Source organism: Curtobacterium sp. MCPF17_031 (genome assembly GCF_003234035.1).
GTDB lineage: Bacteria > Actinomycetota > Actinomycetes > Actinomycetales > Microbacteriaceae > Curtobacterium.
Window position 1 is genome coordinate 489,272 of the sequence record NZ_QKSG01000001.1, and the last position, 23,190, is coordinate 512,461.

The 23,190-nt window shown below is 71.3% G+C and carries 22 protein-coding genes; 10 read left to right on the plus strand and 12 right to left on the minus strand.

From position 1 onward, the window contains the following. The first annotated feature begins 37 nt into the window (after window positions 1–37). Window positions 38–1,129 carry an acyltransferase family protein gene (locus DEJ31_RS02320; protein WP_110902103.1) on the plus strand — a complete coding sequence of 364 codons (1,092 nt, stop codon included), beginning with the start codon at window positions 38–40 and terminating at the stop codon, window positions 1,127–1,129. 6 nt (window positions 1,130–1,135) lie between these two features. On the opposite strand, the gene DEJ31_RS02325 is transcribed toward DEJ31_RS02320, so the two are convergent. From DEJ31_RS02325 to DEJ31_RS17065, 4 genes are all read right to left on the minus strand, one after another. Next, on the minus strand, window positions 1,136–1,336 hold the full coding sequence (locus tag DEJ31_RS02325; RefSeq protein ID WP_110902102.1) for a hypothetical protein: 201 nt from the start codon (window positions 1,334–1,336) through the stop codon (window positions 1,136–1,138). Further along, entirely contained in the window at window positions 1,333–3,111 is a 1,779-nt protein-coding gene (locus tag DEJ31_RS02330; protein WP_111043824.1) for an N-acetylglutaminylglutamine amidotransferase, read from the minus strand. Before DEJ31_RS02330 ends, DEJ31_RS02325 begins: the two co-directional genes overlap by 4 nt. 110 nt (window positions 3,112–3,221) lie before the next feature. Further along, a complete protein-coding gene (locus tag DEJ31_RS17060; RefSeq protein ID WP_181433438.1) occupies window positions 3,222–3,605 on the minus strand; it encodes a helix-turn-helix domain-containing protein in 384 nt (127 codons plus the stop codon). Beyond that, complete coding sequence (locus tag DEJ31_RS17065; protein WP_181433439.1) at window positions 3,602–4,192, minus strand: hypothetical protein; 591 nt, start codon at window positions 4,190–4,192, stop codon at window positions 3,602–3,604. The genes DEJ31_RS17060 and DEJ31_RS17065 overlap by 4 nt, the downstream gene beginning before the upstream one ends. A 179-nt stretch (window positions 4,193–4,371) precedes the next feature. Between DEJ31_RS17065 and DEJ31_RS02340 the strand changes: the two genes are divergently transcribed. The 5 genes from DEJ31_RS02340 to DEJ31_RS02360 all read left to right on the plus strand — a co-directional run bounded on the left by DEJ31_RS02340 (window position 4,372) and on the right by DEJ31_RS02360 (window position 10,540). Next, a complete protein-coding gene (locus DEJ31_RS02340; protein WP_110902099.1) occupies window positions 4,372–5,703 on the plus strand; it encodes a bifunctional o-acetylhomoserine/o-acetylserine sulfhydrylase in 1,332 nt (443 codons plus the stop codon). Between the two features lie 172 nt (window positions 5,704–5,875). After that, entirely contained in the window at window positions 5,876–7,075 is a 1,200-nt protein-coding gene (locus tag DEJ31_RS02345) for a homoserine O-acetyltransferase (protein ID WP_111121106.1), read from the plus strand. Between the two features lie 180 nt (window positions 7,076–7,255). Further along, window positions 7,256–8,413 carry a sensor histidine kinase gene (locus tag DEJ31_RS02350; RefSeq protein ID WP_110902097.1) on the plus strand — a complete coding sequence of 386 codons (1,158 nt, stop codon included), beginning with the start codon at window positions 7,256–7,258 and terminating at the stop codon, window positions 8,411–8,413. Continuing rightward, window positions 8,410–9,726, plus strand: coding sequence for a hypothetical protein (locus DEJ31_RS02355; protein ID WP_111121107.1), 1,317 nt, complete (start codon window positions 8,410–8,412; stop codon window positions 9,724–9,726). Before DEJ31_RS02350 ends, DEJ31_RS02355 begins: the two co-directional genes overlap by 4 nt. A gap of 142 nt (window positions 9,727–9,868) precedes the next feature. Further along, on the plus strand, window positions 9,869–10,540 hold the full coding sequence (locus DEJ31_RS02360) for a response regulator transcription factor (RefSeq protein WP_110902095.1): 672 nt from the start codon (window positions 9,869–9,871) through the stop codon (window positions 10,538–10,540). Between the two features lie 208 nt (window positions 10,541–10,748). On the opposite strand, the gene DEJ31_RS02365 is transcribed toward DEJ31_RS02360, so the two are convergent. The 6 genes from DEJ31_RS02365 to DEJ31_RS02385 all read right to left on the minus strand — a co-directional run bounded on the left by DEJ31_RS02365 (window position 10,749) and on the right by DEJ31_RS02385 (window position 16,573). Then, window positions 10,749–12,017: an MFS transporter gene (locus tag DEJ31_RS02365; RefSeq protein WP_111043829.1), complete on the minus strand. Its 1,269-nt coding sequence runs from the start codon at window positions 12,015–12,017 to the stop codon at window positions 10,749–10,751. Between the two features lie 256 nt (window positions 12,018–12,273). Then, window positions 12,274–12,750 (minus strand): MarR family winged helix-turn-helix transcriptional regulator, encoded by a 477-nt coding sequence (locus DEJ31_RS02370; protein WP_110902093.1) that lies wholly within the window; start codon window positions 12,748–12,750, stop codon window positions 12,274–12,276. 1 nt (window position 12,751) lies between these two features. Next, window positions 12,752–14,410, minus strand: a complete 1,659-nt coding sequence (locus tag DEJ31_RS02375) for an MDR family MFS transporter (RefSeq protein WP_110902092.1) — start codon at window positions 14,408–14,410, stop codon at window positions 12,752–12,754. 238 nt (window positions 14,411–14,648) lie between these two features. Continuing rightward, window positions 14,649–14,825: a hypothetical protein gene (locus DEJ31_RS17070; protein WP_181421439.1), complete on the minus strand. Its 177-nt coding sequence runs from the start codon at window positions 14,823–14,825 to the stop codon at window positions 14,649–14,651. 128 nt (window positions 14,826–14,953) lie between these two features. Next, window positions 14,954–15,283: a thiamine-binding protein gene (locus DEJ31_RS02380; RefSeq protein ID WP_111043832.1), complete on the minus strand. Its 330-nt coding sequence runs from the start codon at window positions 15,281–15,283 to the stop codon at window positions 14,954–14,956. Between the two features lie 24 nt (window positions 15,284–15,307). Next, window positions 15,308–16,573 (minus strand): glycosyltransferase family 87 protein, encoded by a 1,266-nt coding sequence (locus DEJ31_RS02385; RefSeq protein ID WP_220034844.1) that lies wholly within the window; start codon window positions 16,571–16,573, stop codon window positions 15,308–15,310. Between the two features lie 67 nt (window positions 16,574–16,640). On the opposite strand from DEJ31_RS02385, the gene DEJ31_RS02390 reads away from it, so the two are divergent. Further along, on the plus strand, window positions 16,641–17,363 hold the full coding sequence (locus DEJ31_RS02390) for a YceI family protein (RefSeq protein ID WP_258366084.1): 723 nt from the start codon (window positions 16,641–16,643) through the stop codon (window positions 17,361–17,363). Window positions 17,364–17,464: 101 nt separating this feature from the next. On the opposite strand, the gene DEJ31_RS02395 is transcribed toward DEJ31_RS02390, so the two are convergent. Continuing rightward, window positions 17,465–18,313 carry an ADP/ATP-dependent (S)-NAD(P)H-hydrate dehydratase gene (locus DEJ31_RS02395; RefSeq protein ID WP_110902468.1) on the minus strand — a complete coding sequence of 283 codons (849 nt, stop codon included), beginning with the start codon at window positions 18,311–18,313 and terminating at the stop codon, window positions 17,465–17,467. Between the two features lie 24 nt (window positions 18,314–18,337). Here DEJ31_RS02395 and DEJ31_RS02400 point away from each other — a divergent pair, with 24 nt between their 5' ends. From DEJ31_RS02400 to DEJ31_RS02410, 3 genes are all read left to right on the plus strand, one after another. Continuing rightward, a complete protein-coding gene (locus DEJ31_RS02400; RefSeq protein WP_111121110.1) occupies window positions 18,338–18,958 on the plus strand; it encodes an HAD family phosphatase in 621 nt (206 codons plus the stop codon). 169 nt (window positions 18,959–19,127) lie between these two features. Further along, window positions 19,128–20,498 carry a hemolysin family protein gene (locus DEJ31_RS02405; RefSeq protein WP_111121189.1) on the plus strand — a complete coding sequence of 457 codons (1,371 nt, stop codon included), beginning with the start codon at window positions 19,128–19,130 and terminating at the stop codon, window positions 20,496–20,498. After that, window positions 20,495–21,535: a hemolysin family protein gene (locus DEJ31_RS02410; protein ID WP_110902087.1), complete on the plus strand. Its 1,041-nt coding sequence runs from the start codon at window positions 20,495–20,497 to the stop codon at window positions 21,533–21,535. Before DEJ31_RS02405 ends, DEJ31_RS02410 begins: the two co-directional genes overlap by 4 nt. 167 nt (window positions 21,536–21,702) lie before the next feature. Here DEJ31_RS02410 and DEJ31_RS02415 read toward each other — a convergent pair whose 3' ends face one another. Further along, window positions 21,703–23,142 (minus strand): GuaB1 family IMP dehydrogenase-related protein, encoded by a 1,440-nt coding sequence (locus DEJ31_RS02415; RefSeq protein ID WP_111121190.1) that lies wholly within the window; start codon window positions 23,140–23,142, stop codon window positions 21,703–21,705. Window positions 23,143–23,190: the final 48 nt, after the last annotated feature.

A 23,190-nucleotide genomic window follows, 5' to 3' on the forward strand; every position in this document is an offset into this window, starting at 1 on the left:
GACACCGGGGCACCCGTCGGACGGTAACGTGCGGAGGATGACGACGGACGCCGCCCCTCCCGCGCCCTCTGCCCCGGCGGGCGCGCTCGACCCGGGTCGGATCCGGCGGCGGATCCCGATGTGGGACACGGCGCGCTTCCTGGCGGTGACGCTGGTGGTGATCGGGCACGCGATCCAGCGGCAGACCACGGGCAGTGAGCACGCGTTGGCGCTGTACACGTTCATCTACGCGTTCCACATGCCGGCGTTCGGGGTGATCAGCGGGTACTTCTCGTCGGCGGACACCCCGACGGCGAAGCGGATGCGGCGGACGTTCACGGACATCGTGGTGCCGTACATCATCATGCAGACGATCTGGACCGTGGTGCAGGCGGTGGTGGAGGGTGGCAAGGAGTTCAACCCGACGAAGCCGACGTGGACGCTCTGGTTCCTGTTGGCGTTGGGGATCTTCCGGCTGATCCTGCCGTACCTGGCGCAGCTGCGGGCACCGCTGGTGTGGGCGGTGGTGCTGAGCATCGGCGTCGGGTACTTCGACAACGTGGACTCGACGCTGTCCCTCGGCCGGGCGATCAGCCTGCTGCCGTTCTTCCTGCTCGGCTGGCAGGTGAAGCAGTGGGGGCTGTTCGACCGCTGGTACGAGGCTTCCCGGCGGACGGTGGTCCGCGTGCGGGTCCTCGCGGGTGTGGTGTTCCTGGCGTGGGCGGTGTCGTGCGCGCTGTGGATCCCGCAGTTCAAGGAGTTCGACCTGCACCACTGGTTCTTCTACGACGACTCGTACTCGGGACTCGGCGAGGACGCGTGGTGGGCCGGCGGGGTCCGTTTCGCGCTGATGCTGTTGGCGACGCTGTTGACGGCGTCGTTCCTGGTCCTCGTGCCGCGGCGGACGGTCTGGTTGACGCGGTTCGGTGCGGCGACGATGTACGTGTACCTGCTGCACACGTTCCTGCTCTACCCGATCCGCGAGTCGGGGGTGCTGGCGGGTGAGCACTCGGCGTGGCCGTTCGTGCTGCTGATGGTGCTGGTGGCGTGTGCGGTGAGCCTGTTCCTGGCACAGCCGTTCGTGCGGCGCGGGATGCGGTGGCTGCTCGAGCCGAAGGTCGACTGGTTGTTCCGCCGGGACCCGGCCTGAACGCGCTCAGATCCCGTCGAGGGACCGGCGCAGCTGCTGTTGGGCGGTGCCGAGGTCGCGGTAGTCCCCCACCCAGCGGCTGTGCGCGTCCGTGACGAGGTACCCGTGGCGGTGCCGGTCGACCTGTCCGGCGAGGACTCCGTCGACGCGGGCCAGCCAGAAGCCGTCCTCGGGGCTGGTCCACTGCACCGCGCGTGGGCCGCTCACCGGATGCCCTGTCGTTGCAGCCACAGCTCGAGGACCGCGAGGAGCCAGAGCACGGTCCCCCCGGCGCGGGTCCGGTGGCGGCGCGGGTCGGCGAGGAGTGCGTCAACGGCGGTGGCGCGGACGAGGCCGCGGTCCCGTGCCTCGGGTGCGAGCAGGGCGTCCCGCGCGACCGTGACGACGTCGTCGTCGAGGTTGCGGACGCCCGGCACCGGGAAGGAGCCCTTGGGCCGATCGACGACCTCCGGTGGGAGCAGGCGTCGGCCGATGGACTTCAGGACCCCCTTGCCGCCGTCGGCGGTCTTGAGTGCGGGCGGGCACGCGGCCACGAGTGCGACGAGGTCCTGGTCGAGGAACGGGACACGGGCCTCCAGACCGGAGGCCATGGTCATGCTGTCGACGCGTTTCACCGGGTCGTCGACCATGAGCAGGTGCGTGTCGAGCCGGAGGACCGCGTCGAGGGCGGTCTCGGCGCCAGGTGCGCCGAGGTGTTCCTGCAGGAGCAGGTGGCTGACGTCCGTGGCCGGAAGGGCGCCGGGTGCGAGGAGGGTGCGGGCGCTCGCGGCGGGGTCCACGAACGCGCCTGTGAACGCGGCGAGCGCGCCACCGCGTCGGACGTCCATCGCCGGGCGGTGGTAGGCGTAGCCGGCGAAGACCTCGTCGGCGCCCTGTCCGGACTGCACGACCCGCTCGGTCTCGGCGACGCGCTGGGACAGCAGGTGGAAGGCCGCGACGTCCTGGGTGGCCATCGGTTCCGGCATCGCGCCGACGGAGTCGACGAGTGCCGCGGGCAGGTCGGTGGCGGGGACGTGGATCCGGGTGTGGTCGGTGGCGAAGCGGTCGGCGACCAGGTCGGACCACGCGAACTCGTCGCCGTCCTCGCCGCCGGCGCCGTCGAAGCCGATGCTGTAGGTGCCCGTGGTGCCGCCGGCTTCGTCGGCGAGCATCGCGACCAGGAGGCTCGAGTCCAGTCCGCCGGACAGCAGGACCCCGACGGGGACGTCGGCGACGAGCCGCCTGCGGACGGCGGTGCGGAGGCTCTCCTCGATCGCGTCCTCCCAGTCACGGTCGCTCCAGTGGGCGCGTGCCGGGTCGCGTTCGTAGGCGGGTGACCAGAAGAGCCGGTCCTCGGTGGTGCCGGTGGTGTCGATGGTGCGGACGGTGGCGGCGGGGAGCTTCTGCACGCCGCGGAGGAGTGTGCGGGGTGCCGGCACGATGGAGTGCCAACTGAAGTAGTGGTGCAGTGCGACGGGGTCGAGGGCGGTGTCGACGTCCCCGCCGGCGAGGAGTGCCGGCAGGGTGGAGGCGATGCGGAGGCCGCCCTCCACCTCGGCGAGGTAGAGCGGTTTGACGCCGAGCCGGTCGCGGGCGATGACGACCCGGTGTCGGTCGCGATCGACGATGACGACGGCGAACATGCCCACGAGGTGGTCGACGAAGCGCTCACCCCAGCGGGCGTAGGCGGCGAGGATGACCTCGCTGTCGCTGGTGGTGCGGAACGGGTAGTCGGCGGCGAGTTCGCCGCGCAGTTCACGGTGGTTGTAGACGCACCCGTTGAAGACCATCGCGACGTCCTGCACGCCGGACTCCATCGGCTGCGCGGCACGGTCGGTGCGGTCGATGACGCTGAGCCGTCGGTGTCCGAGCACCGCCCAGCCGCCGTCCCAGAGTCCCCCGCCGTCCGGGCCGCGGTCCTGCATGCACGTCGTCATCCGTCGGACCGCGTCGATGTCCGCCCGTCCCCCGTCGAACCGCAGTTCGGCAGCCAGTCCACACATGTCGTGCCTTTCGTCCCGGCGGCCCACGGAACGCCGGGACGACAGGGCGGGAGGTCAGACGGGGACCGTTGCCGCGTGTGCCGGACACGGGCAGCGGCCCGGGGACCGGGTCAGCCGCGGAGCGTGTCGCTCGGGCGTTCCCCGAACCGCTCGGCGTAGTACCCGGCGAAGCGTCCGAGGTGCACGAACCCGAGCTGTCGGGCGACGGTGGCGACGCTGACCTCGCCGGGTCGGGCGTCGGCGAGGAGGGTGCGTGCTCGACGGAGTCTTGCCTCGCGCAGGGCCTCGAGCGGCGTGGGCAGGTCGTTCCGCCCGAAGGCCTGCTGGAGTCCGCGTTGGCTGAGGCCGGCGGCTGCGGCGAGGTCGGCCGTCGTGATCGGCTCGGTCAGGTGGGCTTCGATGTAGTCGAGCGCGCGGACGACGTTCGCCGGGTGGCCGGGGAAGCGTGGGAAGGCCGGGGCGGGCGCGAAGGCGTCGAGGACCCGGCGGCTCACCGCGTCCACCAGGCGTGCCCGGGTGAGGCGGTCGGCGCTCGGGTCGAGGAGGACCGGGGTCGACGCGGCGAGCGTGCGCTGCAGTGCGGCGAGTCCCTCGGGGTCCGGCGTCTGGGCGAACCGGAGCGGTTCCGCGTGCTCGCCGCTCCGTGCCAGGTGGAGCGCTTCGAGGGCCGGGCCGTCGATGTCGATCGTGTGCAGCGTGATGCTCGGCGGGGCCTCGATGGTGAAGGGGCGGCCGGTCGGGTAGACGGCGGGGTGCCGGCGCTGACGACGAGTTCGGTGTCGGTGCCGCCGTCGATGGCCAGTTCGCCGTCGTGCGCCCAGGTGACGAGGTAGCGGCCCTGGGGCTCGATCCGGCCCCAGCGGCGAGCGCTGAGTGCCGAGCTGCGCAGTCGCAACCGCTCGTCGCCGACGGCACGCAGCCGGTACCCGAACGGCCGGTCCTCGTCCTGCGTGAGCCGCACGGCGTGCGCGTCGTGTACACGCTCGTAGAAGTGGGTGGCCTCGTCGATGTCCCGGCCGGCCACGTCGTGCCGTCTGACGTGCGAGCGTCCGGGCTGCGCGGGCGGGTTCGGAGAGGGCATGACGGCGACACTGTAGGTCACGCGTGTTCCCTGTCGCGACACGAGCGGACCCGTCGTCCACTTCCCGCCATGCCGCGAGGCCCCTCCCCCTCGGCACTGCGCGTTACGTCCGACGACTCCCCCGCTGGTGCCCGCCCGGTCAGCTGCGTAGCGTGACGGGCGACGGAAGAGGAGCCCCGATGACCACGAACGACGCAGCCGCCTGGCGGTTCGAGACCACGCAGGTGCACGCGGGTGCCGCACCGGACCCGACCACGGGTGCCCGGGCGACGCCGATCTACAAGACCACCTCGTACGTGTTCGAGAACTCGGACCACGCCCGCGACCTGTTCGCGCTGGCGCAGCCGGGGAACATCTACTCTCGGATCATGAACCCGACCAACGACGTCGTGGAGCAGCGGATCGCCGCGCTCGAGGGCGGCACCGGGGCGTTGCTCGTGTCGAGCGGCCAGGCGGCGGAGACCTACGCGGTGCTCAACATCGCGGGTGCCGGTGACCACATCGTGTCGTCGTCGTCGATCTACGGCGGCACCTACAACCTCTTCAAGTACACGCTGGCGAAGCTCGGCATCGAGACGACGTTCGTCGAGGACCAGGACGACCCGGAGGAGTGGCGTCGCGCGGTCCGTCCGAACACGAAGCTGTTCTTCGCCGAGACCATCGGCAACCCGCGCATCAACGTGCTCGACATCGAGACCGTCGCGGGCGTCGCGCACGAGTCCGGTGTGCCCCTGATCGTCGACAACACGATCGCGACGCCGTACCTGATCCGTCCGTTCGAGCACGGCGCGGACATCGTGGTGCACTCGGCGACGAAGTTCCTCGGCGGGCACGGCACCGTCATCGGCGGGATCATCGTCGACGGCGGGACGTTCGCGTGGTCCGAGCACGCCGAGCGGTTCCCGGAGTTCAGCACCCCGGACCCGTCGTACCACGGGGCGGTGTTCTCGCAGGCCGTCGGTGACGCGCTGGCGTACATCGTCAAGGCCCGCGTGCAACTGCTCCGCGACCTCGGTGCGTCGAACTCGGCGGACACCGCGTTCGCGCTCCTGCAGGGCATCGAGACGCTGAGCCTGCGGATGGAACGGCACGTCTCCAACGCGCAGGAGATCGCGGAGTGGCTCGACCGGCACCCGGACGTCGCGACGGTGGCGTACGCGGGGCTGCCGACGAGCCCGTGGTACCCGGCGGCGACGAAGTACGCGCCCCGTGGTGTCGGCGCCGTGCTGTCCTTCGAACTGAAGGGCGGCGTCGACGCGGGTCGTGCCCTGGTCGACGAGTTGCAGCTGTTCTCGCACCTGGCGAACATCGGCGACGTCCGCTCGCTCGTGATCCACCCGGCGTCCACCACCCACTCGCAGCTGACCCCCGAGCAGCAGCTCACCACCGGGGTCACGCCGGGCCTGGTGCGCCTGTCGGTGGGCATCGAGAACGTCGAGGACCTCAAGGCCGACCTCGAGGCCGGGCTCGCCGCGGCCCGCGCCGTCGCCCAGGCGGGCCTGCGCGCCTGACCCGTGCCGCGCCTCCCGGCTGAGGCACCCACGGGACGCAACGTGGGCGGCTCCTCGCAGCGGTGTTCCGTTGCGGGAAGCCGCCCACGTTGCGTCCCGCGAGGCCGAGACGCGCCGGACGTGACGTAACACGGCGGCGGCGAGCCGCGCCTCCAGGGAGGATGGACGCACGATGGACTGGCAGACGACCCCCGAGGACTCCGTGCCGTCCACCCTGGTGCCCGGCGCCGAACTCGGTACCCTCGGCAAGCCGCCGGTCACCGGTGCGTGGCGGCCGGGCGACCCGACCGGCGCACGGCGCTTCGAGGCGCTCGGCGAGCAGTTCGTCCGCGGCGGCCGGATCCCGTCGGTCCGCGTCGCGTACGAGACCTGGGGAACGCTCTCCCCCGCGAAGGACAACGTCGTCCTGGTGTTCCACGCCCTGACCGGCGACTCGCACGTCGCGGGCCCGCCGGGACCGGGTCACCGCACGGCGGGCTGGTGGGGTGACGTCGTCGGACCCGGCCGTGCCATCGACACCGACCGCTGGTTCGTCGTCGCGCCGAACATGCTCGGCGGTTGCCAGGGCACCACCGGCCCGTCCTCGGTCGCACCCGACGGCGTCGAGTGGGGCTCCCGGTTCCCGTTCGTCACGATCCGCGACCAGGTCGCCACGCAGCTGCGGTTGGCCGACCGACTCGGCATCGAGCGCTTCGCCGCCGTCGTCGGTGGGTCGATGGGCGGCATGCACGCCCTGGAGGCCGCCGTCACCGCCCCGGAACGCGTCGCCCGGCTCGCGGTCCTGGCGAGCACCGCGCAGACCACCGCGGACCAGATCGCCGCGAACTCCCTGCAGCGTGCGGCGATCCAGATGGACCCGGGGTTCGCCGGCGGCGACCACCACGACGCCGAACCCGGCGAGGGCCCGCACCGGGGCCTGGCGCTGGCGCGGCGGATGGCGATGATGACCTACCGGGCCTCGGACGAGCTCAACGGCCGGTTCGCCCGCTCGTGGCAGAGCGACGTCTCCCCGCTCGGCGACGACGGACGATTCTCGGTGGAGAGCTACCTCGACTTCCACGGCAACAAGTTCACCCGACGGTTCGACGCGGCGTCCTACGTCGCCCTCACGCACGCGATGGACTCGCACGACGTCGGTGCCGGCCGCGGCGGAGTGGCTGCGGCGCTCGCCCGGGTGAGCGCTCGGACGCTCGTCGTCGGCGTCTCCAGCGACCGGCTCTTCCCCGTCGAGGACCAGCACCGGATCGCCGCCGGAGTGCCCGACACGCTGGACGGCGACCGCGCCGCGGTGATCACGAGCGAGTTCGGTCACGACGGTTTCCTCATCGAACACGAGGCCGTCGGGGCGCACCTGCGGCGACTGCTCGACTGATCGGGGTGCATCGGTGTCCCCGGAAGACGGGACACCCGCAGACCGATCCGTCGACCCCCGCGCGCCGAAGACCCCACTACGGGTGTCGCCCGTGGAATGATGCAGAGTGCACGGTCTCGACCAGTGCTCGGTTTCCCAAGACCAACCAGCTTCCCGAACCAGGAACAGCCAGGACCAACGATGGAACTCCTCGCGCAGGAACGCGACCGCCTCCTCCGGTCGACGACCCGTGTCGTGGGCGTCGTCTGCGCGCTCGTCAGCGTCGTGGGCGTGGCCACGTCCCTCGCCGTCCCCGTGGCACAGCTCGTCCTCGGACTCGGCTGCATCGCCGTGATGGTCGGGGCGCTCCTCGCGTTCGGCGCCAACGGTTCGACCTGGTGGACGGCCACCACCGTCGTCGCCGGTCTCGGCGCCGTGACGATCCTCACCACGGCCGTGACGGCGGACGACCGCGGCGTGATCGCCAGCGCACTCGTCCCGCTGGCCGGCGGTGGACTCGCCTCCCTGCTCATGGCGCAGCGCGGACACCGGGTCGGACTCGGCCTCGCAGCCGGTGCCGGAGTCGTCTCCCTCGGGCTGATGAGCTGGGCCAGCGGCGCCGTCCTCAGCGCCCCGGTCAGCGGCGTGCTCCTCGGCTGGGTCCTCGTCGCCGTCGTCGCCGTCTGGATCAGCCGCAGCATCCCGCGCGTGGCTCGTCGCATCTACAGCATCGGCACCGCCCACCGCGCCGAACGCCAGGCCAGCGAGACCGAGGCGCAGCGACGACAGGGCGCCCGACTGCTGCACGACACCGTGCTCGCCACCCTCACCCTGCTGGCACACTCCGGCGTCGGCGTCTCCGAGCACGCGATGCGGGAGCAGGCCGCCGAGGACGCACGGCTCCTCCGCCACCTCCGCCTCGGCGCGACCCCGCAACCGCAGCAGTCCGGCGACTACTCCCTCACCCGGACCGAGGAGTCGCCGCTCGGCCAGACCCTCGAGTCCGTCAAGCAGCGCTTCGGCCGCATGGGTCTCGAGGTCGCCTGGCACGGCACCGGGCAGGTCCTGCTACCGAAGCACGTGCTCGACGCGTTCCTGCTCGCGCTCGGCGAGTGCCTGGAGAACGTCCGACGCCACGCCGGCGTCCCCGAGGCGCACGTCACGATCGTGCACGACGAGGCGATGGTCCGCGCGATGGTCACCGACTCCGGCGTCGGCTTCGAACTCGACACCGTCAGCGCTGAACGGCTCGGCTTCAAGGAGAGCGTCGTGAACCGCCTCCGCGAGGTGGGCGGCGACGCCCGCCTGTTCTCGGCACCCGGCGCCGGCACCACCGTCGTCCTGGAGGCGCCCCGATGAGCGGCGTCCCGGAGGACACAATCACCCACGGACTGCCCGGCGAGCAGACCGCACCCCGCACCCGCCGGGAGGCCCGCGAACGCTACCGGGGCACCGAACGACGACAGGCGCGCGGCCTGCCCTCCACCTCGACCGGTGCCCGCTCGCTCCGACAGGCAGCCCAGCCCGGTGCCTCGCTCGGTGCCGGCCACCTCGGGCTCGGTGCCGCCGTGCTCACCGGACTCGAGGCGCTCGGCGGGATCGTCTTCTTCCTCGTGCACTGGGACGACTACACCAACCCGTGGCTGACCGCGGCCGCCTGGGGGCTGTTCGTCGTCGCCGCGAGCTGCGTGCTCGCCACGGTCCTCACGTACGGGGAACGACTCACCGGTGTCGCCTTCGGGCTGATCTGCGTCGTGCTCGCCTGCATCGTCACGCTCGACTTCATCGGGATGTGGGACCAGCACGACGTCGGCCACACCGCCACCGCGTCGATGGCGGCCGGGTTCGCGCTGCTGCCGATCACGACCCTCCGGCCCGCCCGTGAGGTCATCGCCGCGATCGTCGGCCTCGGCCTGGCGTTCGCCGTCTACGCCGTGGTGTCCACCCCGCTGACGACCGAGACCCTGCCCGGCATCGTCACCATGCTCGCGGTCACCGTCGTCCCGCCGTCCGTGGCGCTGTTCGTCGTGCACCGCTTCCGGCAGCTCGTGCAGCGCGAACTCGACCGGGTGCTCGTGCAGAGCAACGTCGGCGCCCCCCAGTTCGCCGTCGGGATGCTCGCCTCGGACGAACTCGCCCGCCTGGACCTCGCCGCCGAGAAGCTGCTCGACGCCGTCGCGAACGGCTCCGACCCGTTGCCGCTGTCCGACGCATCGGCCTCCGTCGCCGCGTCCCTCGCCACCGAGCTCCGCCTGCACCTGATCGAGGGCCGCCGCGAGACCTGGCTGTACCACGCGATCACGGAGTCCGACAACCTCGGCCGCTCCGTCGCCGTCACCGACCCGAGCGCCCTCGCGGGGCACCTGACCCCCGCCCAGCGCGACGGCCTGCTCCAGGCGCTGTGGCAGATGGTCGGCGACGGCCGCGCCCAGCAGCCCGGCGTGCCCGTCGTCTCGGTCACCCTCGGTCCCGTCGGCAGCGACGGCCACCCGGTCACCGACGACACCATGGACGTCCCGGTCGTCATCGAGTCGCGCGGAGTCCCCCGCCGTCGTCTCGGCCCGGCCGCGTGGACGGCCCTGCAGCGCATCGGGCCCTACACCGACAGCGTCCGCGACGGCGTGCTGCACGTCACGGCGCATTGCGTCGTCAACCGGCACCCGCAGATGTGACGCACCACGAGCCTCCCGGCAGCGACGCCGGCACGCAGCGAGTGCCGCTACCGGACAACATGGCCAGCCTCCCCGAACCCGGTCGCCGATCCTCCTAGGATCAGCAGGCCCGGGACGGACCCACCAGAAAGGACCATCGCGCATGGCGACTCCAGCAGAACCGATCAGACTCGCTCTCGTCGACGACCACCGGATGCTGCTCAGCGCCCTGACCGAGTGGATCCGGAACGCAGCCGATGACATCGCGATGGTCACCGCGGTCACCACCTGGCCGGAGCTGCTCACCAGTCCGGCCTTCCCCGTCGACGTCGTGCTGCTCGACCTGGACCTGAAGGACTCCATCCCGGTGTCCCTGAAGATCTCGACGCTGAAGACCGCCGGCGTGAAGACGGTCGTGATGAGCACGTACTCCGAGCCGAACGTGGTTCGTGAGGCCCTCGGTGCCGGAGCCCTCGGCTACCTCGTCAAGAGCGAGGACGCGGCGATGATCGTCGAGGCGATCCGTGCGGCGCAGCGCGGCGAGCAGTACGTCTCCGCCGAACTCGACCTGGCGATCAACAGTGGGGACGTCGGCGGCGTGCCGAAGCTCAGCGCCCAGGAGCGTCGTGTGATGGCGCTCTACGGCGGTGGCGAGCCCGTGAAGAGCGTGGCCTACCAGCTCGGCATCTCCGAGGAGACCGCGAAGAGCTACCTGAAGCGCATCCGCGAGAAGTACCGCGTCGCCGGGTTCGACGTCGGCACGAAGGTGGCGCTCCGGAAGCGGGCGATCACCGACGGCATCATCGTCCAGGACGGTTCCCCACACGGGTTGTAGGGGCCGGGTCGCCGGGCGAGCGGGCGGGCTCCACCGCGAGGTGCCGCAATTTAGGCATTTCACGCGTCGAGATGCCACGATGCGCGCACCGCGGCGGAGCGCACGCGGCGAGTCACGGCGTGTGGCGATACGGCCAGGGTCGGTCAGCGCGCGCGGACACTGCTGTCCGTGAGACCCACCCGGCGCCGCGAGGTGCCGCGAGGTGCCGTCAGTGCGAGGACACGGACTCGCGGATCGGGCCGGTGCTGGCTCCCGCCGTCCGGACCGCCGCTGCGCGTCGGTTCGTTCGGTTCTCGACCGCGTAGCTGATCACCGCGACGAGGACACCGAGCAGCGCCAGACCGATGCCGAGCCAGCCCGGGGCGACGAAGCCGAAGCCGGCCGCGATGACCGCGCCGCCGAGCGCAGCGCCGAGCGAGTTGCCCAGGTTGAAGGCGGAGTGGTTGAGCGCTGCCGCGATGGTGCGGGCGTCACCGGCGACGTCCATCAGTCGGGACTGCACCGCCGGCGGGATCGCGGACGAGGTCGCACCGAGCAGGAACGCCCCGATGAACAGGCCGACGACCCACTGTGCGGTGAGGACCGTCACGAGCAGCGCGCCGATCAGGGCGAACAGCCCGACGAAGATGGTGGCCTTGACGCTGTGGTCCGCCAAGAATCCACCGAGCAAACCGCCGACGACCATGCCGAGCCCGACGACGACCAGCACGAGCGGCACCGAGGACTCCGACAACCCGGTCACGTTCTGCACCAGCGGCGAGATGTACGAGTAGACGGCGAAGAAGCCGCCGAAGCCGACCGCTCCCAGGCTCATCACGATCCAGACCTGCGGCACCCGGAAGGCCCGGAGCTCCCGCCCGATGGTCGCGTGCACGTCCCGACCGCTGCGCGGCACGAACACCGACACGGCGAGGAACGTCAGCGCGAACAGCGCGGCGACGACCCCGTAGGCGGTCCGCCAGCTGGCGACCTGACCGATCCAGGTGACCGCGGGGACACCGACGACGTTGGCGACCGACAGGCCGAGGAGCACGAGGGCGATGCCCTTGCCGCGCTTCCCCGGTCCCATGATGTCGCCGGCGACGATCGAGGCGATGCCGAAGTACGCACCGTGCGGGAGTCCGGCGACGAACCGGGCGACGAGGACCAGGCCGAACGAGGGCAGGACCGCGCTCGCGACCGTCGCGACGACGAACCCGACCAGCAGCACCATGAGCAGGCCCTTGCGCGGGAACCTGGCGGACATCGCCGCGATCGTCGGTGCACCGACCACGACCCCCAGGGCGTACGCGCTGACGATCCAACCGGCGTGGGCGACTCCGCCCTCCGGGTCGGCGGAGTACTGGCCGGGCAGCAGCGCCTCGGCGATGTTCGGCAGCAGGCCCATCGCGACGAACTCGGTGGTCCCGATGGCGAAGCCACCCAGCGCGAGAGCGAGGATGGCGAGCGTACGACGTGCCGGCGTGAGCTGGGACATGGGACCTGTTCTCGTGCGCGAGCACGGTGGGTACGAGCACGTGGGATCGGGTGCCGGATCAGTGTAGACCGCTCCAACACGGCGGCGGAAGACGAGTGGCCGAATCGATTCGACCGACATGCCGACACCGTCGCCGACTGGACGATGGAACGCGGCCGCGCCGACCGGGATTCCCGATCGGCGCGAAGGTCCCGTCACGACGAGCTGTCGGTGCTGGTACTGGTACTGGTGCTGGTGCTGGTGCTGGTACGGAGCGTCACCGCGGCCGGAGGTTGGCGAGCAGTCGGGCGAGCTCGTCCAGGTCGCGGGTGGGCCACTCCGCCAGGTTGGTGCGGAACTCGTCTCGCGCTCCGCTGCGGATCCTTTCCATCCTGGCGACGGCGTCATCGGTGGGGCTGATCACGACCGCGCGGCGATCGGCCGGGTCCTGACCCCTCGAGACCAGACCGAGCGACTCGAGTTGCCGGAGCTGCCTGCTGAGCACGCTCTTGTCGAACCCCAACGACTCCGCCAGCTCCCCCGCGCCGAGCGGACCGCGGCTGACGAGCTCCTGCAGCGTCCGGAAGCCGGACGGTTGCAGTGCCGGGTCGACGTCCGCTGCCTGCTGCCGGAGGCGCGCGCGGTACGCGCTGAACAGCGCCGCGAACTGGCGCTCCAGCACTCCGACGCGGACCTCCAGGCCGTCCGGGAACCCGTCGTCACCTGCGGTGGGCGGAGTCCCGGACGACGTCATCTCACGAGTTTCGAGCACGTGTCCCGGCGGAACCCTGGGAACCACCGGCCTCGATGACCGGGTGCGATCCGGTGACGGTACCGATGCCGGCGAAGTCCTCGGCGGACCCGGCCAGCGGCCCCTGGTCCGTGGAGCGCTCGGCGACGGTCTTCGTGGTCAGCGGCACGTTCGGCATGAAGACGATCGCCAGGACGAGCAGGACCGCGATCGGTGCCGCGATCAGGAACACGTCGGCGACCCCCTGCCCGTACGCCGACTCGATGATCTGGCGGACGCCCGACGGCAGCTTGCTCACGGCCGGGATGCTGCCAGAGGACAGCTCCTTCGCCACGGCCGCGCCCTTGGCGCCGAGCGCCGCGATGGCCTTGCCGAGTTCGGCCTGCTTGTCGCCGAGCAGGTCGGTGACGCGGTTGCCGAGAACGGTCCCGAGCACCGACACCCCGAGCGCACCACCGAGCGAGCGGAAGAACGCGACACCGGCAGAGGCCGCACCGATGTTCCGCGGCTCCGTCGTGTTCTGCACCACGAGGACGAGGTTCTGCATCACGAGACCGACGCCGGAACCCATCACGAACATGTACACGGCCACGACGAGGTAGGGGGTGTCGTACTCGATCGTCCCCATGAGGGCGAGACCCACCACGAGCGCGATCGACCCGATCAGCATGATCGGCTTCCACTTGCCGGTCTTCGTCACGAGACTGCCGCCGACGGTGGAGGCGATGAGCAGTCCGCCGATCATCGGGATCGTCAGCAGGCCGGACTGCGTCGGAGTGGCCCCGCGAGCCAGCTGCATGTACTGCGCCAGGTAGACCGTGGCGCCGAACATCGCGATGCCCACGGCGATCGACCCGATCACGGACATCGAGAAGGTCCGGCTCCGGAACAGCGTCATCGGGAGGATCGGCTCCGTCGCGCGGAGCTCGATGAACACCGTCGCGACGAGCAGGACGACTGCGCCGATCACCATGACGGCCGACGTCGGCGACACCCAGTCGAAGTTCTTCCCCGCCAGGGTGATCCAGATCAGCAGGAGCGAGACACCACCGGCGATCGTCGCGATGCCCAGGTAGTCGATCGACACCTTGCGCTTCGGCATCGCGCGGAGCTTCAGGGTGAGCTGCAGCAGGATGATCGCCGCGACCGCGAACGGGACTCCGACGAAGAAGTTCCACCGCCACCCGAGGCTGTCGGTCAGCAAGCCACCGAAGAGCGGTCCGCCGACGGTGCCGACGGCCATGACCGCACCGAAGTACCCGCCGTAGCGACCGCGCTCGCGGGGACTGATGATGTCGGCCAGGATGATCTGGCTCAGCGCGGTCAGGCCACCGGCACCGAGACCCTGCAGGACGCGGAACGTGATGAGCGTCCCGGGGTTCTGCGAGAAGCCGGCCAGGGCCGACCCGAGGACGAAGACCACCAGCGACAGCTGGATGAGCAGCTTCCGGTTGAAGAGGTCGGCGAGCTTGCCCCACACCGGGGTCGACACGGTCGTCGCCAGGAGTGTCGAGGTGACGACCCACGTGTAGGCACTCTCACCGCCGCCGAGGTCGCCGATGATCCGCGGCAGCGACGTGCTGACGACGGTCGAGGCGAGGATCGCGACGAACATGCCGAGCAGCAGACCGGACAGCGCTTCGAGCACCTGCCGTTGCGTCATCGCTGGTGCGTCGGATGAAGGCCCGTGGGCGGCCTCGGGTTCGGCTTGTGACATCTGGACTCCTCAGAACTCTCCGGCATGCCACGCTGCACCCGTTACTTGACCAGCGTCAATCATTGCACATGATTGACCGAAGTCAACGAACCGAGCGGCCGACATGAAGCGACCCCGGCGGTGGGTCACCGTCGGGGTCGGGGTCCGCTGAGGATCAGCGCTCGGCGTCGAGATCACTCACGGTTCAGGCTGCTCGCTGCTCCGGTGCGCGGGTGGCGATGCGCGCCTCCGGCAGTTCGTCGCGGTGCACCCAACCGGTGCCGCACTCGGTGCAGCTCGCCCAAGCGTGCTGTTCGTCATCGGAGACGTCGATCACGACCGAGGGGAGGTCGCAGTCCGGGCACCAACCGTCGTGCATCATGAGCGGGCTCCTTCCGTCGCGGGTGCCGGCACTCGTGCGCCGGCCGATGCATCCAGCACACACCCGACCGCTGACATCGCTGGAACGTGGGCGGCGTGTCGCGCTGAGACCGCGCCGTCCGAGGGCACTCAGTGCTCGGGACCGTCCGAGGCCGAGGCGAGCGCCGCCTCGAGCCGCTCGAGCTTCCCGTCGATCTCCCCCGTGTGCCCGGGCCGGATGTCTGCCTTGAGCACGAGCGAGACCCGCGTCCCGAACGGCGCGACGGCGTCGGTGGCGGCCTTGACCACGGCGAACACCTCGTCCCACTCCCCCTCGAGCTCGGTGAACATCGACGAGGTGCGGTTCGGCAAGCCGGACTCACGGACGACCCGCACGGCTGCGGCGACGGCGTCGTGGACGGAGCCGTCCTCGGCTGCGGCGGGCCCACCGGACGGGGCGATGGAGAAGGCGACGATCATGCCCCCATCCTGCCCCGCCACACGTCAACGCGCGACGGGGTCCGCTTGCGTCGCGTCGGCGGCCCGACGGGAGGCGCGTGGCTCGATCCCCTGCCGCCACAGCCGGACGAGCACGACGACCGCCCAGACCAGCACGGCGACCTCGAGGGCGTTCCGCACCGACAGGACGACGAGGATCCACGGCTGCACGGCGAGCACCTGGTCGTAGTAGCCCGGGTAGACGAGCTGCGTGAGGAAGGCCATCGGCAGCATCGCGGCGGCGACCGGCAGGAACCGCCAGGCACTCCCCCGTCCGGCGGCGAGCCCCCAGACCACCGGAACCGCGAACCACCCGATGTACTGCGGCGACCCGACCTTGTTCGTCGCGATGAGCGCCGCGACGAACAGCAGCGCCAGCACCGGGGCGACTTGGGTGCGGCGGGCCCCGGTCCGGACGGCGAGCAGCGCGAGCACGACGCCGACGACCACGACGGCCGCCATCAGCGGGGTGGAGAGTGCCGCGGCGACCGTCGTGCCGGCACCGGAGACCTCGAAGGTCAGGATCTCCCGGTCGTAGAAGACCGCAGCGCCGGGCACGTGGGCGGCGGCGGCCCAGAGGAACGGGGTGGCGAGCGGCGCCTCGATCTGCAGCCCACGACCGGTCTGTTCGCCGATGAACGAGAGCAGGTGCGTCGCACCGCCGAACAGCACGTCGACCAGGACGACGAGCCCGGTGACGGTGAACGCACCGGCGACGACCTCGACGCGACGCCCGCGGCGGAGGACGAACAGCACCCCGACCAGGGCGGCCGGCCACACCTTGATCCAAGCCGCGACGGTGAACACCGCGGAGGCGATTTCGGGTCGTGCGGCGACGAATGCCACGCCGACCAGTGCGACCGCGGTGGCGACGGTGTCGATCCGTCCGAGGCCGATCGGACCGAGGGCCAGCAGGAACACCAGCCACCACCAGACCACCCGGACGCCGAACGCCCGGAAGCGCCAGAGGACCGCGGCCGCGACCGCGTTCAACAGCACCATGAGCAGCAGCCATCCGGTGCCGATCGACGCGGTGCCGCCGAGGGCCGCGGCCGCCATCGGCACGATCGCCAGGATCGGGTACACCCACGCCGAGTCGATGCCGACCCAGAAGTGCGACGCCTGCCCCGACTCGATCCACCGTCGGTAGGTGATGGTGACGTCACCGATCGGCTGGTTCGGCACGACGAGCGTCAGGTACCAGAGGACCAGGTGCACCGTGACGAACGCCACCCCGAAGACGACGATCTCGGGCCACGGGTTCCTGCGCACCGGACGAGCGTACCGACCGGGCACAGATCCTCAGCCGATCCCGAGAGTGACGTGTCACCGTCCTCGGGTGACCTCCGCTCCGAACCGCCCGTCCCCCCGCCCCCGGCGCCGCCTCGTGGTCGTGCTCGTCGTGCTCGTCGTCGTCGCCGTGGTCGCGGTGGTCGCCGTCGCGATCGGCACCCGCGCGTACACCTCCGGTGAGAACGCCAAGGCGTCAGCGACACCGACGGTCGCCGCCAGCCGTGCTCCTTCCACGCTCGACGCGCAGGACCTGTCCGGCACCTGGACGGTCGGCGACGGGTCCGAGGCCGGCTACCGCGTCCACGAGGTCCTCAACGGATCGGACGTCACCGTCACCGGCCGCACGTCCGAGGTCACCGGGACAGCGACCGTCGACGGCACCACGATCAGCGCGGCGACGATCACCGTGCAGGTCGGCACCATCGCGACCGACTCGGCCCAGCGCGACTCGTACTTCCGCGACTCGGCCCTCGACACGCAGGCGTTCCCGACGGCGACGTTCACCCTGACCGAGCCGGTGTCCGACGCCGTCCCGACCGGCAGCGGCACGACCGAGGTCCCCGCGACCGGCACCCTCGAGTTGCACGGCGTCACCAAGCCGGTGACGGCGACGCTGCAGGTCGGACTCAGCGGCGACGGCGTCGACGTCTCGGGCACGGTCCCGATCACGTTCTCCGACTACTCGGTGCAGGCGCCGAACCTGGGCTTCGTGAAGGTCGACGACGCGGGGGCGGTCGAGTTCCTCGTGCACGCCTCGCCGTCGTCCTGACCGGTGACCGGGCGGGTCACGGCGCGACCGGCTGACAGTCGGGAGGCACGGCACCGGCCCGCCGGCGCGCCTCCCGTCCGACGGGCCGTCCCGCGGCCCCGTCAGTCGACCTGCGCGTCGCCCGTCACCGCGAGGTCGCGCACCACCCCGGGCAGCTGCTCGATGAGCGAGGTCATCGGGAACGGCCCACCACGCGAGGCCCGACGGGCAGCGACCCCGTGCACGACCGCTGCCGCCGCCGCCAGGTGCGCGAGGTCCTCCGGTCCGACCTCGGACGTGCCGGCGCGGGCGGCGACGAGCGCGCCGAGCACCCCGCCGAGCACGTCCCCGGCCCCCGCTGCCGCAAGCCAGGGGGTCGCCGACGACGCGACCAGCCGGACCCCGCCGTCGGGCGTGACGACGTGCGTGTCGGCGCCCTTGAGGAGCACGACGCTCCCGGTCCGTTCGGCGGCACGGAGTGCTGAGCCGCGCGGGTCGCCCTCGACCTCGTCCCGTGACACGCCGAGGAGCGACGCGAGTTCCCCGGCGTGCGGGGTGAGCACCGCGAGCGGGCCGAGGTCGACGAGCGGGATCGCCCCCGCGTCGACGACGACCGGCACACCGTCGTCGGAGGCGTGCGTGAAACCGGCGCGGGTCGTCTCGTCGAGCTCGTCGAGGGAACCGGCGGAGGTGCCCGACCCGAGGAGCCACGCCTGGACGCGACCGACGCCGGCGACGATCTCGGGCCGACGGGCGAGCACGAAGTCGGTGGCCCGCTCCGGGCCGACGTAGCGGACCATGCCGAGGCCGGTGTGCACGGCGGCGTCGACCCCCATCACGGCCGCACCCGGGTACTGCGCGGACCCGGTGGCGACGCCGAGGACCCCGCGTCGGTACTTCGAGGTGTCGCCGGTGGGGACGGTGATCCAGCGGGCGGCGTCGACGGGTCGGACGGAGACGAAGTCGTTCATCGTGCCCACGGTACGGTGACGGGCATGAGCCTGTCCCTGCCTGGTCGTGTCGTCGTCTTCGACTACGGCGAGGTGATCAGCCGGACCCCGCACGCCGCCCGTGCCGCACTGCTCGACGCGACCGGGCTCGACGCCGACACGCTGTTCCCGGTGTACCAGGAGCTCCGACACGACCTGGACCGCGGCGACCTGACGGTGCTGGAGTACTGGCGCGCGATCGCCGAGCGCACCGGCCGGACCTGGTCGGTGACCGAGGTGCACCGGCTGTGGGCGCTCGACTTCGCCGGCTGGTTCGAGGTCGACCCCGAGGTCCTGGCCCTCGTCGAGGAGCTCCACGACGGCGGCACCCGGCTGGCGCTGCTCTCGAACGCGGGCTTCGACTTCGGCGACCCGTACCGACGCTCGCCGATGGGCTCGCTGTTCGAGGCAGTCGTGGTGAGCGCGGAGGAACACGTCCTGAAGCCGGACGCCTCGATCTACCGCGAGACCTGCACACGTCTGGGCATCGAGCCGAGTGCCATGGTCTTCGTCGACAACCGCGCGGAGAACGCCGCCGGCGCAGACGCCGTCGGCGCGGTGGGGGTGCACTTCACCTCGGCCGCCGGGTTGCGCCGGTCGCTCGAGGAGCTCGCGGCCAGCATCTGACGGGAGGCATGGCTCACCTCCTGACGCCTTCTCGCTTCCTCCGAGGAAGCGCCCGGTACCATCGAGGCATTGTGGACGACCCTCCTAGTTCTGACCATCACATGCCCGCCGCTCACACAGTGAGCTGCCCGACTCCGAGGTGTGCCTCGTGAGCCCCGTCGACATCGTCATGCTGATCGGCGGCATCCTGCTGACGCTCGGCACCGGCGTCTTCGTCGCCTCCGAGTTCGCGCTCGTGAACCTCGACCGCGCCGACGTCGAAGCCCGCCGAGACCGCGGTGAGACCGGTCTCAGCACCGTCATCGGTGCGCTCAAGGTCACCTCGACGCACCTGTCCAGCGCGCAGCTCGGCATCACGCTGACGACGCTGCTCACCGGCTACCTGCTCGAGCCGTCGATCGCCACGCTGCTCGAAGCGCCGTTCCTCGCGATGAACCTCGCCGAGGGCGTCGTCGAGACCGTGGGCTCGATCGTGGCGCTCGTCATCGCGACCCTGCTGTCGATGATCCTCGGCGAACTCGTGCCGAAGAACTTCGCGCTCGCCCTGCCGCTGCAGACCGCACGCCTGGTCGTGCCCCTGCAGGTCGGCTTCACGACGGTGTGCAAGCCCGCCGTCGCCCTGCTCAACGGCACCGCGAACGCCGTCCTCCGCGCGATCGGCATCGAACCGCAGGAGGAGCTCTCCGGCGCCCGCAGTGCCGAGGAGCTCACGTCACTGCTCCGCCGGTCCGCGTCCGAGGGCTCGCTCGAACAGGACACCGCAACGCTGCTCGAGCGCACGCTGTCCTTCTCCGAGCTCAACGCCAGCGACGTGATGACGCCGCGTCCGCGCCTGTCGACGATCCGCGTGTCCGACAGCGCCGAGGCGGTCATCGCCCTGGCGCGCAAGACCGGTTTCAGCCGCTTCCCCGTCATCGAGGAGGACGCGGACGACGTCGTCGGGCTCGTGCACGTCAAGCAGGCCGTCTCGGTCCCGCGTGAGAAGCGCGCCGAGGTGCCGGTCGGCGCCCTGATGACCGACGCCGAACGAGTGCCGGAGACCATGCCCGGCGACACCCTGCTCACCGAGGTCCGAGGTCGCGGCTACCAGATGGTCATCGTCGTCGACGAGTACGGCGGGACCGCCGGCGTCGTCACGCTCGAGGACCTGGTCGAGGAGATCGTCGGCGAGGTGTCCGACGAGCACGACCGGGCGCGCATCGACGTCGTCCGGAGCCGCGGCTGGCTGACCTTCCCGGGGCTGCTGCGCCCCGACGAGCTGGAGGACCGCGCGAGCGTCACCGTCCCCGAGGACGGCCCCTACGAGACCGTCGGCGGGTTCCTCATGCAGGAGCTCGGACGCCTGCCCGTCGTGGGTGACGAGGTCGCCATCGACTCCGGCGTCTTCCGCATCGAGCGGTTGGACGGCCGGCGCATCGACCGGATTCGGTACACGCCGAACCCGGTCGGCGAGGACACCCTGGGCAGCAGCGCCGGCAACGGCAACGGCAACGGCAACGGCAAGCGCACCACCACGACGGACCAGGAGGCCACCCGATGAGTTCCGACTGGTGGGGCATCTTCTGGCTGTTCGTGCTGCTCGGCGGCAACGCGTTCTTCGTCGCAGCCGAGTTCGCCGTGATCTCGGCCCGCCGCTCGCAGATCGAGCCGCGTGCGGAGCAGGGGTCGCGAGCCGCACAGATGACACTGTGGGCGATGGAGCACGCCACCCGGATGCTCGCGACCACACAGCTCGGCATCACGGTCTGCTCGCTGCTGATCCTCAACGTCTCCGAGCCGGCGATCCACCACCTGCTCGAGGTCCCGCTGCACCTGACGGGCTGGAGCGGCGAGGTCATCGGCGTCATCGCGTTCGTCTTCACGCTGCTGCTCGTGTCGTTCCTGCACGTGGTCTTCGGCGAGATGGTCCCGAAGAACATATCGTTCTCGATGCCGGACCGGGCGGCGCTGCTGCTCGTCCCGACGCTCTGGTACATCGGCCACGGCCTGCACTGGGTCGTCGTCGGGCTCAACGAGGTCGCGAACGCGGTGCTGCGCCTGTTCAAGGTGGAGCCCAAGGACGAGGCCGTCAGTGCGTACACGGTGGAAGAGGTGCAGACCATCGTCGAGCAGTCCCGACGCGAGGGCACCCTCGCCGATGACTCCGGCACACTTCGGATGGCGTTCGAGTTCACCGAGAAGAAGGTCAAGGACGTCGCCGTGCCGATGTCCGGGCTCGTCACCCTCCACGAGGACGCGACGCCCGCCGACGTCGAACGGGCCGTCGCCCAGCGCGGCTTCTCGCGGTACGTCCTGGTCGACGACGCGGGCGACCCGACCGGGTACGTGCACGTCAAGGACGTCATCGACCTGCGGCCGGACGAGTTCGACGACCCGGTGCCGCCGAAGCGCATCCGCCAGCTCATCTCGCTCTACACGGAGATGGACCTGGAGGACGCGCTCGCGACGATGCGCGGGGCCGGACGCCACGTGGCGCGGGCCTTCGACGCGGACGGCCGGACGACGGGCGTGCTGTTCCTCGAGGACATCCTCGAGGAACTCATCGGCACCGTCGAGGACGCGACCCGGCGTCGCTGACCCGACGTCGTGATTCCACTCGTGGCAGCGTCAGTCGTGTCCCGGTCATCGGCGCTGGACTGTCGCTTCCGCGGTGAGGACGGCCGAGCCCGCCGCTGACGCGACGCCCTCACGGACGGGAGGCCCGGTACCAGCTGGTACCGGGCCTCCCGTCCGTCGGTGCTCCGCTACCAGCTGACGGGCAGGGGCTTGCCCTCCTCGTAACCGGCGGCGGACTGGATGCCGACCAGGGCACGGTCGGCGAACTCGGGCAGGCTCGTCGCGCCGGCGTAGGTGGCGGAGCTGCGGAGGCCCGTCGTGATCATGTCCAGCAGGTCCTCGACGCTCGGCCGCTCGGGATCGAGGTAGATCGTCGAGGACGAGACGCCCTCCGCGAAGAGCGCCTTGCGCGCCCGCTCGTACGGGTCGAGGCGCTCGAAGCGCTCCCGCACCGCCTTGGCGGACGCCATCCCCCAGCTCTCCTTGTACGCGCGTCCGGCGTCGTCGCGGCGGAGCACGCCGGGTGCCTCGAGCGTGCCGGCGAACCACGAGCCGATCATCACGGCCGACGCACCCGCGGCCAGGGCCAGCGCGACGTCGCGGGGGTAGCGGACGCCACCGTCGGCCCAGACGTGCGCGCCGAGCGAACGCGCGGCGGCGGCGGTCTCGAGGACGGCGGAGAACTGCGGACGACCGACCGCCGTCATCATGCGCGTGGTGCACATCGCCCCGGGACCGACCCCGACCTTGATGATGGACGCACCCGCGGCGACGAGGTGGGCCACGGCGTCGGCGGTGACGACGTTGCCGGCGACGAGCGGGATGCCGAGGTCGAGCGCGGACACCGCGCGCAGCGCGCGGATCATGCCCTCCTGGTGACCGTGCGCGGTGTCCAGGACCAGGACGTCGACACCGGCGTCCGCCAGCGCTGCGGCCTTCGCGGCGACGTCGCCGGTGATGCCGACGGCCGCGGCGACACGCAGTCGGCCGGAGGCGTCGACCGCGGGCCGGTAGATGTCGGAGCGGATGGCGCTCGTCGGGCTGACGGTGCCGACGACCTTGCCGTGCCGCATCACCGGCGCGAAGTCGACGCCGGCCGCGGTGAGCACGTCGTACACATGGCGGGAGGACCCGGCGTCCTCGGCGTCGATCGCGGTCGTCGCGCCGTGCAGCAGGTCGCCGAGGACCGCGTCCGCACCGGCGGTGGCGAGACGGGTCGCGGGCACGCAGCCGAGGTACTCCCCCGCCTCGTCGCGGACCACGACACCACGGCCGGCGACGGGCAGCAGCTGCTCGAGCGCCTCGGCGACGGTGGTGTCGGCGCCCAGGTCGAGCGTGGAGTCGAACGCGACCGGCTGTGCCTTCACCCAGCGGATCGCCGCGTCGAGGTCCTGCAGGTGCATGTCCTGCGGCAGCACGCCGAGGCCGCCCCGCCGAGCGAGGGTCGCGGCCAGCCGCGGACCGGTCACGGAGTTCATGTTCGCGCTGACGATCGGGATCGTCGCGCCGGTGCCGTCGTTCGTGGCCAGGTCCACGTCGAAGCGGCTCGTCACGCTCGACCGGCTGGGGACGAGGAAGACGTCGGAGTAGGTCAGGTCGTGGGTCGGCCGCGTCTCGTAGAACCTCATGACGGCCACTGTACGGCGGCCTGCGGAGGGTCGCCGGGGAGCGCCACG